Origin of the sequence: Elioraea rosea (assembly GCF_007644105.1) — a bacterium.
Taxonomy (GTDB): domain Bacteria; phylum Pseudomonadota; class Alphaproteobacteria; order Acetobacterales; family Acetobacteraceae; genus Elioraea_A; species Elioraea_A rosea.
On the sequence record NZ_VFAC01000013.1, the window covers coordinates 18,502 to 34,364 of the forward strand.

Genomic DNA, 15,863 nt, shown 5'->3' on the forward strand with positions numbered 1-15,863 from the left:
CACTCGGGCTCGCCCTTCCGGCGAGCCCTTTCCTTTTCCCGGCCTTCCCACCCTTCCTTTTCCCGCCCTTCCCACCCGCCCGCCTGCGCGGGCAGACTCGGCGCACGACGCGGAGGGAACGGCATGGCAGAACCGGTACGGCAGGCACTTCTTGCGGCACGGCGCGGCCTGCTGGACTTCTCGACTCGCAACCGGCTCCTCTCCCTCCCCCGCCCCGGGCGCAGCACCGGTGTCGTGCCGATCGCGGGCGGACGGTCGGAAGCCGTCTTCCGCCTCCTGGTCACCGACCGAGCCGTCCTGGGCTTCGCCCCCTCCGTCGCCTCCGTACCGGCCGCGGAGGGTGAGGCCGCGCCGAAGCGCCGCCGTGCCGTTGCCGCCGCCCCGCGCCTGGCCGAGCCGGACCCGGACGACAAGGTGCTCTCCGCGCCTCTGACGGAGGAGGCGCTCGCGCGCGTGCTGACGCGCCTCGAACGCGACAGCCGCTCGGTGCGCGAGGAGCAGGGCGTGAACATCCTCTCCGCCGCGCTCGGCCAGCTTCTCTGGCGCGACCCGAAGGCCCCGGAGATGGAACGCGGCGCCCCACTCGTCATGGTGCCCGCGACGCTGAAGCGCGGCACGGCGCGCGATCCGTTCCGGCTTGCGTGGGACGAGGGCGAGGTCGGCGGCAACCTGACGCTCGCGGCCTTCCTTGCCGACACCTTCGGCATACGCCTTCCCGCGTTCCCCGAGCTCGACGAGCGGGACGACGCGGCCTGGGCGACCCTCTCCTCCTGGCTCGATGCGGTGGCCGAAGCGGTCGAAGGCCAGCCAGGCTTCGCGGTGGAGCGTGACGCGATCGCCGTCGGCCTGTTCTCCTTCGCCAAGTTCCTGATGTACCGCGACCTCGACGCCGATGCCTGGCCCGAGCCGTGGCGGCCGGACGCGCACCCGCTTCTCTCCGCCCTGGCCGGGGCGACGCCCCCGCCCGCAGCCGAAACGTTCCCGGACGACACAGAGATCGACGCCCTCATCACCGTCGAGAAGCTCGACTTCGTCCTCGACAGCGACGGCAGCCAGACGCTGGCCTCCGAGGCGGTGCGGCGCGGCGCATCGCTGGTGATCCAGGGCCCGCCGGGTACCGGCAAGAGCCAGGTGATCACGAACCTGATCGCGCAGGCGGTGATCGACGGCAAGACGGTGCTGTTCGTGGCCGAGAAGCTCGCCGCGCTCGAAGTGGTGCAGCGGCGGCTCGCCGGCGTCGGGCTCGGCGCGGCCTGCCTTGCGCTGCACGGCGACACGGCGAACCGGCGCGCGCTGCTCGCCGACCTCGACACGACGCTGAAGGCCCCCCGCGCGCGCGAACCCGATCGGTCGGCCGTCGTCACGCCGCTCGGGTCGTTGCGCGGTCGGCTGAACCGGCACGCTGCCGCGATGCATGCGCCGATCGGCGAGACGGGCTGGACGGCCTTCCGAGCGATCGGCGAGGCGGCGCGGCTCAAGGCCGCGGGCGTCGCGGCCCCCGAGGGCAGGCTCGATGCCGCGTCCTGGAACGCGGAAAAGGTCGCAGCAACCACACGGCTCGTCCGCGAGATGGCAGCGACCATCCGCCGCATCGGCCCGCCCGCGCGCCACCCCTGGCGCGGCGTGACGGCACGCGCGCTCGCGCCAACCGAGGCAGACAGGATTGCCGCGCGCATCCCCGCAGCACTGAGGGCGCTCGGCGCGCTCTCTGCCACTGGTGCGGCGACACGGAGCCAGGCCGCGCGGCGGCTCGCTACGCTGCGTGCGGCAGCCGAGTTCGCAACGATCCGCGCGCGCGCCATGGCGCTGGCGCCGGGCCTCACGAACGCGGCCTGGCAGGCCCCTGACCTCGAGGCGCTGCGCGCGCCGCTCGCCGCCGGCGGGGGGTTCTTCTCGAGCTTCTCCTCCTCCTACCGCGAGGCACGGGCGCGGATGGAAGCGCTGTGCGGCGGCGCGTTGCCGGCCGACGCCTCGACGCTGATCGACACGCTTTGCGAGGGGCAGCGTGTGCTCGCCGCGCACCCCGATGCCGCGACAACAACGCCCGACGCAGCCGAGGAGCAGTACCTCGCCGCTGCGCTCGGCGCATGCACGGACGCGCTCGACCCTCTGCTGGGCGACCTCGCGCTCGACCTGACGGCCGCCTTCGGGTCGGACGATGCACCCATCGCAGCCCTCGTCGAGCGGCTGGGCCTGTGGGCCGCCGCCCCGCAGGGCGCGCTGGCCGACTGGCTCGGCTGGGCAAGGCTCGCGCGGGAAGCTGCGGAAAGCGGCATCGGATCGTTCACCGATCGTCTCGCCGACGGGTCGATCGCGCCGGAAGAGGCGCCTTCCCGCTTCCGCCGCGCGCTGGCGGAAAGCCTTCTCGCCGCGGCGATGCGCGCCAACCCCTCGCTCGCCGCGTTCGACGGGCCAGCCTTCTCCCGCCTCGTCGAGGAGTTCCGCGAGGCGGACAAGGCGCGGCTCGGCCTCGCCCGGGCGGAGGCCGGCTTCGCCCATGCCGCGCGGCTTCGCATCGCCGAGGGGCCGGACAGCTTGCGCGAGATGGCCGTGATCCGCGGCGAGCTCGCCAAGAAGCGTGGGCACATGCCGATCCGGACCCTGCTCTCGCGCGCACCGAACGCGATCCAGGCGATCAAGCCCGTCTTCATGATGAGCCCGCTCGCCGTGGCGGAGTTCCTGAGCCCCGGTGCCATCGCCTTCGATCTCCTGGTCATCGACGAGGCAAGCCAGGTGGAACCGGCCGATGCCTTCGGCGCCGTCGCGCGCTCGCACCAGATGGTCATCGTCGGCGACGACAGGCAGATGCCGCCCACCCGCTTCTTCGCCCGCATGACCGGGGAGAACGGCGAGGAGGAGGACGCGTCGGATGAGGTGCAGGCGGCGGATGTGGAGAGCATCCTCTCGCTGTGCAACGCCCGCGGCTGGCCGACGCAGATGCTGCGCTGGCACTACCGCTCGCGCCACGAAAGCCTCATCGCCGTCTCGAACGAGGAGTTCTACGAGAAGCGGCTTCTCGTCATCCCCTCGCCGCGCCCGCGCGGCAAGGGGCTCGGCCTGTCGCTCGCCCACGTCGCGGGCAGCTTCGACAGCGGCGGGACCGGCACGAACATCGCCGAGGCCGATGCGGTGGCCGAGGCGGTGATCGCGCATGCGCGCGACACGCCCGGCGACACGCTCGGCGTCGCCGCGTTCAGCGTGCGCCAGCGCGATGCGATTCTCGATGCGGTGGATGCCAAGCGGCGCGCCGACCCGTCGGTCGAGCAGTTCTTCGCTGCCCATCCGGCGGAGCCGTTCTTCGTGAAGAACCTCGAGAACGTGCAGGGCGACGAACGCGATGCGATGTTCATCAGCGTCGGCTATGCGCGCGACGGCGAGGGGCGGCTCGCGATGCGGTTCGGCCCGCTCTCGGCCGAGGGCGGCGAGAGGCGGCTCAACGTGCTCATCACGCGCGCGAAGAAGCGCTCGGTGGTGTTCTCCGGCCTGAGGGCGGACGACATCGATCTCGCGCGCGCCTCAGGCCGGGGCCCCGCCGTGCTCAAGCGCTTCCTCGCCTACGCCGCCGCGCCCGACGGCACGACTGCCGCGGGAAGCGACGACGATGCCGCGCTGTCGGATGCGATCGCGGGCGCGCTCGAAGGTGCGGGGCTCTCGGTCGCGCGCCGCGTCGGGCTTGCCGGCCTGTTCGTGGATGTCGCGGTGCGCGAGCCCTCCGGTGAGGGCTATGGCCTCGGCATTCTCACGGACGGTGCCTTCTACGCTTCCGCCCGCTCGGCCCGCGACCGCGACAGGCTGCAGGAGAGCGCGCTGGCGATGATGGGCTGGCGTCTCGCGCGGAGCTGGGCGGCGGATTGGCTCGTGCGGCCCGATGCGGAGGCCGCACGGCTTGCCGCACTGGCGGGCGCGACCGCCGCACCGGCCGAGGAGGCGCCGAAGGAGCGTACGCCGGGGCCGCTCGCCACGCCCTATGTCGTTGCGTCTCCGGAGGTTCCGCGCGACACGCCACTCGCTGAGGTTCCCTTCGCGCGGCTTGGCACCGTGGTCGAGGAGATCGTGCGCGTCGAGGGGCCGATCCACGCCGACGCGGTGATCGCGCGCGCGGCGTCCCTCTGGGCCATCGAGGCACCCTCGCCGAAGGAGCGTGCCGCGGTGGTGCAGGCGCTGCGGCTTTCGAAGGAGCTCGCTGGCCTCGTGCAGGAAGGAGAGTTCTGGCGGGCGGAGGATGCGCAGACCGTTTCGCCGAGAGACCGTTCCGGCCTGCCAGAAGCCTGGCGAAGCCCTGCCTGGATCGCGCCTGCGGAGCTGCGCTCGGCGATTCTCGCCACGCTCGAGGCGAGCGGCGGCGCGGTCGCGCGCCAGCGCGTCATCGAAGGGGCGGCGCGACTGCTCGGCATCGGCGCAAGCGGGTACGGTGCGCTCGCCGCGCAACTCGCATTGCTCGAGGGCGAAGGTCAGGTACGCGAGGAAGCCGGGCTGGTCTCGGCTGCCTAGCCGAACGGGGTCAGACCGGTGCCTGAGGGTCGATCGAGGCGATCGGTGGACGCTTCACCCAGCCACCGCCCCTTCGCCCCTGCGCGAGCCCATAGTCGAAGAGGGCGCGCATGAACGTCTGGTCGAACGGCGCGGGCGGCTGCATGTCGAAATCCGAGCCGATGAAGGCGAGGTTGAAATCGAGACCGTCCGCCTGTGAGCGCATGTAGAGACGCAGCACATCATTGAAGCCGCTCACATAGATCATCGTCGAGATCGCACGGCTGGCGACGCCGAAGGTGCGCCGCTGGACCACCGCCCAGTCAGGGTCGAGGCGCGCGTTGCGGATGATCCACGCGTTGACTTCACGGACCCGCTCGCCGCGCTGTCGTCGCGCCCGGCGCAACTCCCCGAGCGCCGGGGGGTAGAGGAACGCCTGCGCGAAGGCGCCGCCATCGACATGCATCTCCTGGTGCGGCTCTCCGTCCACGGTTACGTCGATCATCACGGGCGGGAAGGCGCCGGGAATCGCGGCCGAGGCGAGCAGGACCTTGCGGATAAGCTCCGCTGCGCGCGGATGCCCGCTCTTGGCAATCGCACCGATGTTCCACACGACCGGCTTCTGCGCATCGAGGTTGGTGGTGCCGATCAGGAGGACACGGCCGGCGTCGTAGGCGGCAGCAATGCCGGCGAGCATCTTCTCGTCGAGATACTTGGTGATCGTTGCGAGCAATGGCGTCGTGTCGGCAAACGCATCGGCGAGAGCACCGCTGATCAGGCCACGCGAGATGGCGACGTCGCTGAGCGTGATGTCGGTATACACGCTGCGGAGCTGCGGATCGTACTCGGGACCGAGATACGCGAAGGGGGCGGTCAGCGCACCGGTGCTGACGCCGGTGACGAGATCGAACACCGGCCGCCTGCCGGTCTCGCTCCACCCGTTCAGCAGGCCCGCGCCAAACGCGCCGTTCTCGCCGCCGCCCGAGATCGCTAGGAAGTTCGAGACCGGCTGCGGCCCGCCTCGCGCACCGAGACGCCCACCTTGGCGCGCCGCCGCGGCCTCGAACTCGGCATTGATCTCTACGACATCCGTCAGATAGAAGAACCGCTCGTTGGGAAGGCCGAGCACGGTTGCGCGCTTGGTCAGATCACGTGGAACGGCGGGTTGCCGGATGGGCGTGGCGCACGCTCCAAGAAAAGCCGTCGCAGACAGCGACGCGCCGCCAAGCAGCAAGCCGCGGCGGCTGGAGTCCCGCCCACCCGTCAGTGCCATTTCTGTCCCCTTGCCCTTGCCTGTCTCGATTGTCATCGGATGCGCAATTCGGTCGCCGCCGCCGTCCCATCGGCGTCGATCACCGTCACACGATAGAAGCCGGGGCCCAGCGGGGTCCATCTCGTTTCGCGGCGATGACGGTCCGATAGGATCGGTTGTCCGTCTATGAGCCATGTCAAGGGTCTTTGCCCGCCGGAGGCGCGGAGCGTGACGTCCCCCTCCCCGAGCGCGGCGTTGGGCGGCGGAAAGACGAGCCGCAAGCGATCGGCCGTGCCGGCACCCAGACGCGCGAGCGCAGGCGCGGGCGCAAGAGGCGGCGCGGCAGGCAGCGGCCCGGCATCGGGCAGAAGACCGAACACCGAGAACAGGACAGGCCCCGCGGTGACGCGCCCGGTGATCCCGGGCATCGGCGTGCCGTCAGGCCGCCCGAGCCACACGGCAACCGTGTGGGTTGCGCTGACGCCGACGGCCCAGGCATCCCGGTTGCCCCAGGAGGTGCCGCTCTTCCAGGCGATGCGCGGCGCTCGTTCCGGCGCGATGCCAGGCGGCGGCTGCGCTGCGGCAAGCATCGCGCGCACTGCGCCAGCCTCCGCCGCGCCGACGAAGGGGCGGCGGATCGGCGCCTCGCCATCCCGCCAGACCGGCTGCGCGACCGACCCATCCGTTGCGATCGCGCCATAGAGTGCGGCGAGATCGTGCAGCGTGAGCCCAAGCCCGCCGAGCGCGACAGGAAGCGAGGGCGATGCTCCTGGCGGCAGGCGCGCGAGAATGCCGGCCGCCTTCAGCGAGGAGAGGAACGCGACCGGCCGGACCGCATCGGCCAGCGCGACCGCGGGAAGGTTGAGCGAGCGCACGAGTGCCTGCGCCACCGTCACGTCTCCGGCGAAGCCGCGATCGAAGTTCTCCGGCGCATAGTCGGCGAAGCGTCGCGGCAGGTCTGCGATGCGCGTCTCCGGCCGGACGAGGCCGAGGGCAAGAGCCTGCGCAACCAGGGCAGGCTTCAGCGACGAGCCTGGCGAGCGCACCGCGCGGGTAAGGTCGAGCGCGCCGGCGCGCCGCTCGCCCGCCGCTCCGCCATAGGCAGCGACGAGGGCACGCGTGTCGTTCTCCATCACCAGGATGGCGAGGTTCGCCTGGTCGGGAAGGTCCTCGGCGATGCCATCGGCAAGGCGTTCCAGCGCGGCCTGGAGCGGCAGGGACAGCGTCGTCGCGGTCACGCCCTCGCCGGCGGCGGACGCGAGATGGCGCGCGTGTCTCGGCAGTGCGTGACGCGCGGCGCCGAGCGGCGCGGCGCCGAGCTCGCGAGCCTCGGTATCGGCCAGAACGCCGGCGGCAACGGCGTCACGCAGCACACGCGCGCGCGCCGCACCCGCCGGGTCGGGAAACCGGTCAGGCCGCAGCGCGGAGGGGCGCTGCGGGAGTGCCACGAGCAGCGCGAGTTCCGCCGGGTCGAGCGCCATGGGAGGTTTCGCGAACAGGGCAAGCGAGGCTGCCCGCACGCCCTCGAGGTTTCCCCCGAACGGCGCGAGGGTGAGCCACATGGCGAGGATCTCGTCCTTGCCGAAGCGCGCCTCGAGCTGCACCGCCCGCGCCATCTCGGCGAGCTTCGCGGCCAGCGTGCGCGGCCGCGGCTCGAGCAGCCGCGCCACCTGCATGGTGATGGTGCTCGCACCCGAAACGACGCGCCCGTTCACCACCGCCTGGCCAGCTGCACGGACGATCGCTGCGGGGTCGATACCGGCATGGGAGCGGAAGCGCCTGTCCTCGCGCGCGAGAAGCAGCTCGACGAAGAGCGGCGGCACGTCATCGACGCTGGTGCGAAGCCGCCATACGCCGCCGGGCGCGGGGCTTGCCGCCATCAGCCTGCCCTCCCGGTCATGCAGCTCGGCTGAAACCGTTTCGAGCCGCGACAGGTCGGGCGGGAAGGCGCGATCGGCGGCCATGGCCGCGACAAGCACACCGGCAAGCCCGGCCGCGGCGGCGAGGAAGCGCCGACGCATCGGCCTACTCGGCCGGCGCGATGCTGATGCGCCCGGTCGTCTGCCGGGCGAAGAAGCGCGGCTTGTACATGTCGGTGAGGATGGCGCCCGGCAGCTCAAACCGCCCCGGGGTAACGGCGCGGACAAGGAAAGCGAGCTTGAACGCCGGCTCGCGCTCAGTCAGGTCGATCTGCGCGACGAGCCTGTCATCCCGCGCCGAGGCGTAGACCGGGCGCGTCAACTCGCCGAGCCAGGGGAAGGCGGGAACCTCGCCCGGGCCGAGGCGAACCGCTTCCGGCTCCCACCCCGCAGGCAGGCCGTGCACGAGCAGGGCCTGGTGCGCGATGCGCGTCTCCGCCCTCCCCTCGAGCACGAGCACGAACACCTCGTTCTGGCGAAGCTGGTCGAGGTTGAGCGGCGTGCCGTCGCGTCGGAAGAAGTTGCGACGGATCACGAGCCCGTCGCGCGCTGCTGGCGGCGGCTGGGCGGGAATGCCCATCGTCGCGACACCCGGCCAGATCGGGCGCGTGCCGATGTTGCGCAGCGCCACGGGAAGCGATGTCGCGTCGCGCGTGACGGCGATGATCGGCGCTGGCGGACGCTCGGTGCCGTCGATCGTCACGGCTGCGGGCTGGCCGTCGCGCCCGAGAAGCGCGGCGGCGGCGACCGCCCAGGCCTGCTCCTGCGTCGAGGTGCGCGCGGGCTGCACCGCATCGGCAGGCAGCCGGTCGAGCAGCGCGGCGACGCGGTCGGTCACCGCGCCCGTCTCACGCGCGAGCACGATCATGGCCGATGCGTCGCGGATGGTGGAGCCGTAATCCTCGCTCGACCAGTCCCGCGCCGGGTTCTCCGCGGCGTCGCGCAGCAGCGCCTCGCCACGCGCGCGATCGCCCGACAGAAGGAGCGCCGCGCCGAGCTGCGCGCGCGCGAGCGGCGACGGCAGGAGCGCGGCACCCTGGTCCGCCATCACCCGCATCGCGCCGGGGCGCGGCTGGCCGGCGAGCGCGAGAGCGTAGAGCGCATAGGCCTGCGCAGCCCTCTGCCAGGGCCTGCGCGCGCTGTCCTCCGTCGTTCCGGCAAGGTAGCGCAGCGCGGCGTCGAGCGGCGCGTCCGGCACCGTCGCGCCGGCGCGCTTTGCACGGAGAAGGAACTCGGTGGCGTAGGCGGTCAGCCACGGTTCCGGCGCATCGTTCGCGCTCCAGAGGCCGAAGCTGCCGTCATAGCGCTGCTTCTCGAGCACCGCGCCGATCGTCGCCTGTAGGCGCGCGACGCGATCGGCGCCGACAACCGCCTCATCCTCGAGGAAGACCAGAGGCAGGCCGGCGCTGACAACCTGTTCGAGGCACGCATAGGGCCAGGCCTCGAGCGCGCGGATCAGCGCGGCGGCATCGAACGGCGCGGCGCTGTTGACCGACAGGGTGACGCGGCCCGTTCCCGGGAGGTAGGCGCCGAGTGCGTTGGCTGGCACCGTCAGCGTCTGCCCAGGCGGAAGCTCGCGCCGCGACACGGTGGTGACGGCGGGTCGCGCCGTGCGCACGGTGAGGGGAAAGACGCGCGTCGCGGAGAAGCCGGCGGGACCCTCCGCGCGGAGGCTGACCTCCGAGACGCCCGCGCCTGTCCCGCGCAGGGTGAACAGCGCTCGGCCGCGCCCGCCCTCGGCGAGCGTGACGGTCTGCGTTCCCCCGTCGATCGCGACAGGCCCGGTCGATGCGAAGGAGAGGCGCACCTCGCCTGCGGGCAGCTCCACATTGTGCAGCGACACGAGCAGCCGCGCCTCGTCTCCCGGCGCGAGGAAGCGCGGCAGCGCTGGTTCGGCAACAAGCGGGTCGCGAACGGGAACGCTCGAGGCCGCCGCACCGCTTCGCGCAGCATCCCACGCCACAGCCATGAGGCGGAGCGATGTGTTCACATCCGGAATGGAGAACGGGAACCGGGCGGTGCCGTCCGCGCCGGCCTCGACGGGGCCTGCGAAGAGCGAGGCGATGCGCAGGGGAATCGCAGGCAGGCCAGCCCCGCCACCCTCCTCGTCGCCGCCCTGGCGGAGCAATCCTGTTTCTCCCTCCGCCGGCGCGATCAGCCGCCCGTAATCGTCGCGGATATCGATGCCGAGCCGGCGCTTGCCGGTGAAATGCGCGACAGGGTCTGGCGAGGCGTGGCCGGTGAGGCGAAGGATCCCCTCGTCCACCGCAGCGAGCGCGACCTGAGCGCCGGGCGCCGCGCGAACGGTGATGGTCGCGTCGGCGCGCGGGCGCAGAAGGTCCGGCGCCTCGATGGCGACGGGCAGCGTGCGCGGCGCAGGGTCTAGCCCAAGCCAGGCAAGGCCGAGCGCCCGGACGGGGCCGGTACCCGCCTCGGCCCGCCCGCGCAACAGTGTCACCGCCGCATAGGCGCCGGGCCCCCAGGCGGCATCGACGGGAACCTCGATCGTCACGCCACCTTCCGGCACCTCGAGCGTGCGGATCAGGTGAACACGGTCGGTCAGAACGGTGAGGGTGGCGCGCCCGGCAAAGGGGGCGGCGATGCGCACGCGTGCGGCGTCGCCCGGTGCATACAGGGAACGATCCGCTGCCACATCGAGAAGGTCTGGCGTATCGCCCGCGCCGGCGGAGGGAACGAAGCCCGCCCGGAACCGCACGGAGGTGGCGGCAAGGCTGTCGGCGTCCGATACCTCGATGCGATAGCGGCCCCAGTCGAGCGTCGCAGCGAAGCGCGCCGGCACGCCTGGCGTGACGGCGAGCTCGGTCGCCTGAACCGGCTCGTCGCGCCATACCGTCTCATAGCGGGCGATGCGCTCGCGGAGAACGATCCGCCAGTCCGGGCGCTCGCGCACGAGCCGCAGCCTGAGCCGCGGCGCGGCGACAGGCCTTCCCTCGGCGTCGAAGGCGGCAACCTCGAACCCAGCCTCGGTGTTGGCGGCAACCGCGCCGCCCTCGAACAGCGGCCGGATGCCGATGAAGGGGCCTTGGCTGCGCACGGGGAAGTCGACGGTCGTGCGCGTCGGCCGGCCGCCCGGTTCGGTGACGGCGACAGAAAGCGTCGCGCGCAAAGGGCGCGTCGTGTCGGGCGCGCGCGGCAGCAATACCGGCGCGGCCGTCCGCCCCGCGGAGTCGGTATCGGGGATCGCGACATCCGTCCGAAGCGGCTCCGGCGCGTCCTCCACGAGCCCGAAGCGCCACCCTGCCAGCGCGGGGAAGGGGTTCGGGTCAGGCACTACGAGAAGCTCGCCGCTCGCCGCGAGCCCCGAGGCCGGCGCGCCGTAGAGGAAACGCGCGGTGACCGGCACGGACAGCGGCATGCCGGGGATGAGAGCCCCGGGCGCGGCAAGCTCGACCGCGAGGCGATCGGGCACGAAATCCTCGACGCGGAACGACGCGCGGCCGATCGGCGTCGCGGCAGGATCGGCCAGAAGCTCGATCGTCCAGCCGCCCTGCGGCGCGCCGGCGGCGAGCGGCAGGGCGAGATGGATCGCCCCGCCGGGCCCGCGCTGCGGAACCGTCTCGGACGCGATCGTTCCGTTCGGGCGCCGGAGTCGGACCGTGACGGGAACGTCCGCCACCGCGCCCGCGCCGGTGCGGAGAAGGGCGAGCAGGTTCACCGTCTCGCCCGCGCGGTAGATGCCGCGCTCGGTCCACGCCCAGGCATCGAGCGGGCCGGGATGCGGCCGGCCTTCGACGCCGCGATCGGAGAGATCGAACGCCGCGAGCGCGAGGTCGAGAAAGGCAAGGTCGCCCCCCTCCGCGCGGGCGACGACGTGGCTCGGCGCAGCGCCGCCACGGCCGCGTGTCAGCGGCGCGGGAAAGCGGGCCACGCCGTCCGCATCGGTCGCCACGGCGGCGAGCTCGTCATTGGCGCGCGAGATCAAGGCCACGCGCAGGCCCTCGAGCGGCCGCGGATCACCCAGGCCGCGGGCAAGCACCGTCACGCCATCGGCGCCGCGCAGCGCGGTGAGGCCGATATCGGTCACCACGAGCCACTGCGTTGCGAGCTCGCCCCAGCGCTGGACGGGCGTTCCGTCGCCCGCGGTCGCGGTGAGCGCGAACAGCCCAGGCGCGGCGTTGCCGAGCATCGGGGCAAGGTCGAGCGTGGTGCGCGCGGCGACGTTGCGCTGCCAGGACGGAATGCTCAGCGTGCCTTCCCAGACGAGCGTGCCGCGGCCTTCCGCCAGTTCGTTCGCCGCCCAGGTGCCGAGTGGCTTCAGGACGCGCCCGTCGGGCCCAAGCTCGAGGCCGAGATTGCGCTCGCCCACCCGGTACAGCTTGAGCGCCACGGCGGAGAGATTGACGGTGCCGACGGTCATGCGCGGGGCATCGCCGCGCGGCAGGATGAAGGCGCCAGACTGCAGGATGACGCGCGGCGCGCGGTCCGGCATCGCGATCTCGAGCGTCACGTCGCGAGCGAGCCGCACGTCGTCCTCGCCAGGCAGGCCCTGACGGAGCGTGATGCGCCAGGTGCGGCCATGCGCGAGGCCCGCGACGCAGAGGCGCTGCTCCTCGCGGGTGACGGAAGCCGCGGGCACACCGTCGGCGCGCACCCAGTCTGCCCAAACGACATCGCGCCGCGGCGAGAGAACGCCGGCGAACTCGATGCAGGCGCGCGGCGGGTCGCTCTCCGGCTCGGCGGCGATGCGCCGGACGGTGAGGCCGGCCGCGCGGCGAAGGGCGGCGAGGCGTTGCCGGTGCGCTTCGTTTCCGGGGTCGCGTTCGAGCACGGCCGCCATCGCATCGGCCGCGAGGCCCGGGCGGTTCAGCGTGGTGGCGAGGATATCGGAGATGCGCAGCAGCGAGGGGATTTCCGGCGCGCCGGCGGGAACGTCCATGAAGGCCTGCCACGCCGCCTGCAGCGCGCGGTCGCCATCGGGCGGGCTGCGACGCTGCCAGGCCTCGGCGAGCCGGAGCCAGAGCGCCTCCCCCGCCTGGCCAAGAGCGATGCGCGCCTCGAGGGCGGGAATGAGAGCGGCCCAGTCGTTTCGCGCCGCGGCCTCGGCCACCCGGCGGTCGGCCGCCTCGCGGCCCTGGGCGGTCGGCGGCGCTGCCGGCCGCAGGCTCTGCGCGTAGGCATCGGAATCGCGCTGCAGGCCCGGGATCTCGAAGGCGGCGGCAGGGGCGGCAAGAAGCGGGGGCAGAACGAGGAAGGCGAGCACGAGGCGGCGCGCAAGGCGCCCGGCTTGCTGGAGGCTCCGCATGGCACGCATCCTCGTTCGGCACCCGGAAGGTGCTGGGAGGCAAAGGATTGCAGAGGCGGGGAGGCGGCGTCCACCGCCGCCGCCCCGCTTGCCCCGCGCTGCCTAGGGCTGTGGCGTGCGCGACTTCAGGAGATCGCGGATTTCCGCCAGAAGCACCTCGCTGGTCGTCGGCCCCGGCGGCGGTGCGTCGGGCTGCTTCTCCTTGAAGCGCGACAGCACCTTGATCAGCCAGAAGATCGCGAAGCCGACGATGATGAAATTGATGCAGGCGTTGATGAACACGCCGATGGCGATGACCGCCGCACCACCCTCGCGCGTTGCCTCCAGCGTCGCCTGGCGCTCGCCCGAGAGCACGATGAAGAGGTTGGAGAAGTCGATCCCGCCCAACAGCATGCCAAGGAGCGGGTTGAAGATGTCGGTGACGAGCGAGCCGACGATCGCCGTGAACGCCGCCCCGATGATGATGCCGACGGCGAGGTCGATCACGTTGCCGCGCATGATGAAGGCCTTGAACTCCTTCACCCAGGCTGGCTGCGACGGCAGGTGCTGCAAGGGAGTCTGCATTTCCCTCTCCCGATGTTCTTGTTCCGGCATGATGGCCTGGGGGCAAGTTAAGACCGTGGGCGGCGGGCCCGGCAAGCACGCGCTCCGCCCCGGCGCTCCGCCCTGCCCTGCGGCAACGCCGATGTCCCGAAGCGGCCGGGAACGCTATGGTCGCGGCCAACCGCTGCACCAGGGAGATTTGGTCAATTGCAGACGACAACGGCCGCCGATGCCATTGCCGCGGGTCTTGCCTCGCTCGGGGTGCGGCGGATGTTCGGCATGCCGGGCGGCGGCTCAAGCCTCGATCTCATCGTCGCGGCCGAGCGGCAGGGCATTGCCTTCACGCTGGCGCGGCAGGAGAGCGGGGCGATGTTCATGGCCGCCGCCGCCGCGGAGGTCTCGGGGCGTCCCTCTGTCGTGCTGGTCACGCGCGGGCCCGGCGTCGCGGCCTCCGTCACCGGTCTCGCCCATGCCGACCTCGACCGTTGCCCGGTCCTCCTGGTGTCGGACGGATTCACGCCCGGCCAGCGCCGCTACGTGACCCACCAGGTGATCGACCATGGCGCGATCGCCGCGCCGCTGGTGCGCGGCCGGGCCATCGCGGAAGGGCCGGACGCCGCGACCTGCCTCGCCCGGCTCGCCGCGGCGATGGAAGGCCCCTGCCGCGGCCCAGCACTTCTCGAGATCACTGACGAGGCGACCAGGGTGCAGGCCGCCCCGGCCGCGATCACCACGCCGCCGACAGCCGCGCCGCCCCGCGAGGCGGTTGAGCAGGCACGCCGTCTTCTTTCTGGGGCGCAACGGCCCGCCATCATCGCCGGCCTCGAGGCGCGTGACGCGGCGCCGGAGCTCCGGACGCTCGCGCGCGCCCTCGGCGCACCGGTGTTCGTCACCTACAAGGCAAAGGGCGTCGTTGGCGACGCGGACGGGCTGTTCGCGGGCGTGTTCACCGGCGGGGCCGCCGAGGCAGCACTTCTCGCCGAGGCAGACCTGATCCTGCTCGCGGGCGCCGACCCGGTGGAGTTCATCCCGCAGCGGTGGCGATACCCCGCGCCGGTCATCGACATCGCGCGCTTCCCGCGCAGCCCGCACTACGTCACCCCGGCCGCGGACCTGATCGGCGATGTCGGGGCAAGCCTTGCCGCGCTCGCCCCCGAAGCACGACCCTCGGAGTGGTCCCCCGGCAGGATCGCCGCCTCGGTGTCGGCCTGGCGCGGTGCGCTTGCCACGCGGGCGAACGGACCGCGCCCGGCGCCTTCGGAGGTCGTCACGATCGCAGCAGACGCGGCACGCGCCGCCTCGATCAACCCGCGCGTGACGGTCGATGCCGGTGCGCACATGTTCAGCGCCACGAGCTTCTGGCCGGCGCGCGAACCGAATGACCTGCTGATCTCGAATGGGCTCGCCACGATGGGCTTCGCGCTTCCGGCGGCGATCGGCGCCGCGCTTGCCGAGCCGGGGCGGCGAACGGTCGCCTTCACCGGCGATGGCGGGCTGATGATGTGCCTCGGCGAGATCGCGACCGCGGTCGAGAACCGGCTGCCCATCGTCGTCGTCGTGTTCAATGACGGGCGGCTGAGCTTGATCGAGCTCAAGAAGGCAGGCAGGCCGGTGCCGGACGAGAGCCTCGGCTGGGCGCATCCCGGCTTCGCGGAGGTGGCGCGCGGCCTCGGCTGCCGGGGCGCCACGGTGGAGACGGCCGAGTCCTATCGCGCGGCGCTCGACGAGGCCTTCGCTCAGGATGGCCCGAGCGTGATCGACGTGCGGATCGACCCCTCGGCCTATCCCGCGCAGATCGCCGCCATCCGCGGATGACCGGTCAGGATCGCGCGGGCTTGGTGCCGTAGGACCGGTCCGGCGTGCCGCGGAAGAGCGACATATGCGTGTGCGTCGCGACCCAGGGGTCTCCCGGGCGGTCGCGGCGAAACGAAACGGTCGCGCGGCCGCGGCGGTCGAACCTCGTGCCGTCCTCGCGGTAGCCGGTCGAATCCCAAACGCCCATGCCGACGGCGAACAGCCGGTCGGGCGAGACGAGCGCGCGCACGCCGTCGAGCCGCCAGGCGAAGCCGTCGATCGTTCCCCAGACGTTCCGCCACTGCTCGCCTTCGGCACCATCGCGGCCATCGATGAAGTCGGTGAAGGTGCCGAAGGCGATCAGGTCGGGCGCGAACAGGTGGCGCGCTGCGGCATAGTCCACCGCCTCGACGTGGCGGGCGAGCTCGGCGAACCACGCCTTCACCCCCGCGAGGTCCGCCTCCGCCGCCACACGCTCTTCCGCCATGCCCGGTTCTCCATCCGCCTCTTCGAGGGGTGGGACGATGACAGCCAGAGGCTCCGCGGCAAAGCCCGCGCGACAGGAAGGTGGTCATTGCGGCGCCGCGAGCGGCCGTGCCACTAATCGGTACACCCAAATAAC

Annotated in this window: 7 protein-coding genes; 2 read left to right on the forward strand and 5 right to left on the reverse strand. The window is 72.5% G+C overall.

Going from position 1 to position 15,863, the window contains the following annotated elements; translation table 11 throughout:
- Positions 1–123 precede the first annotated feature (123 nt).
- Positions 124–4,491, forward strand: a complete 4,368-nt coding sequence (locus FIF60_RS10225; protein WP_158639158.1) for a DUF3320 domain-containing protein — start codon at positions 124–126, stop codon at positions 4,489–4,491.
- 10 nt (positions 4,492–4,501) lie between these two features.
- On the opposite strand, the gene FIF60_RS10230 is transcribed toward FIF60_RS10225, so the two are convergent.
- The 4 genes from FIF60_RS10230 to mscL form a co-directional block, all read right to left on the reverse strand.
- Positions 4,502–5,863: a patatin-like phospholipase family protein gene (locus FIF60_RS10230; protein WP_144185976.1), complete on the reverse strand. Its 1,362-nt coding sequence runs from the start codon at positions 5,861–5,863 to the stop codon at positions 4,502–4,504.
- Positions 5,776–7,743, reverse strand: a complete 1,968-nt coding sequence (gene pbpC / locus FIF60_RS10235; RefSeq protein ID WP_144185977.1) for a penicillin-binding protein 1C — start codon at positions 7,741–7,743, stop codon at positions 5,776–5,778. The genes FIF60_RS10230 and pbpC overlap by 88 nt, the downstream gene beginning before the upstream one ends.
- Before the next feature lie 4 nt (positions 7,744–7,747).
- Entirely contained in the window at positions 7,748–12,904 is a 5,157-nt protein-coding gene (locus tag FIF60_RS10240) for an alpha-2-macroglobulin family protein (protein WP_144185978.1), read from the reverse strand.
- Between the two features lie 102 nt (positions 12,905–13,006).
- Positions 13,007–13,468 carry a large conductance mechanosensitive channel protein MscL gene (gene mscL, locus FIF60_RS10245; protein WP_144185979.1) on the reverse strand — a complete coding sequence of 154 codons (462 nt, stop codon included), beginning with the start codon at positions 13,466–13,468 and terminating at the stop codon, positions 13,007–13,009.
- A 186-nt stretch (positions 13,469–13,654) separates the two neighbouring features.
- Here mscL and FIF60_RS10250 point away from each other — a divergent pair, with 186 nt between their 5' ends.
- Complete coding sequence (locus FIF60_RS10250; protein WP_144185980.1) at positions 13,655–15,262, forward strand: thiamine pyrophosphate-binding protein; 1,608 nt, start codon at positions 13,655–13,657, stop codon at positions 15,260–15,262.
- A 4-nt stretch (positions 15,263–15,266) separates the two neighbouring features.
- Here the strand turns inward: FIF60_RS10250 and FIF60_RS10255 are convergent, their stop codons facing one another.
- Positions 15,267–15,728: a YybH family protein gene (locus FIF60_RS10255; RefSeq protein WP_144185981.1), complete on the reverse strand. Its 462-nt coding sequence runs from the start codon at positions 15,726–15,728 to the stop codon at positions 15,267–15,269.
- Between the last annotated feature and the right edge of the window lie 135 nt (positions 15,729–15,863).

Excerpts from the sequence above, each read along its gene's own strand:
- mscL (WP_144185979.1), bottom strand. The coding sequence starts at position 13,468 with ATGCAGACTCCCTTGCAGCACCTGCCGTCGCAGCCAGCCTGGGTGAAG.
- FIF60_RS10230 (WP_144185976.1), bottom strand. The coding sequence starts at position 5,863 with ATGGACCCCGCTGGGCCCCGGCTTCTATCGTGTGACGGTGATCGACGC.
- FIF60_RS10225 (WP_158639158.1), top strand. The coding sequence starts at position 124 with ATGGCAGAACCGGTACGGCAGGCACTTCTTGCGGCACGGCGCGGCCTG.
- FIF60_RS10240 (WP_144185978.1), bottom strand. The coding sequence starts at position 12,904 with ATGCGGAGCCTCCAGCAAGCCGGGCGCCTTGCGCGCCGCCTCGTGCTC.
- FIF60_RS10255 (WP_144185981.1), bottom strand. The coding sequence starts at position 15,728 with ATGGCGGAAGAGCGTGTGGCGGCGGAGGCGGACCTCGCGGGGGTGAAG.
- pbpC (WP_144185977.1), bottom strand. The coding sequence starts at position 7,743 with ATGCGTCGGCGCTTCCTCGCCGCCGCGGCCGGGCTTGCCGGTGTGCTT.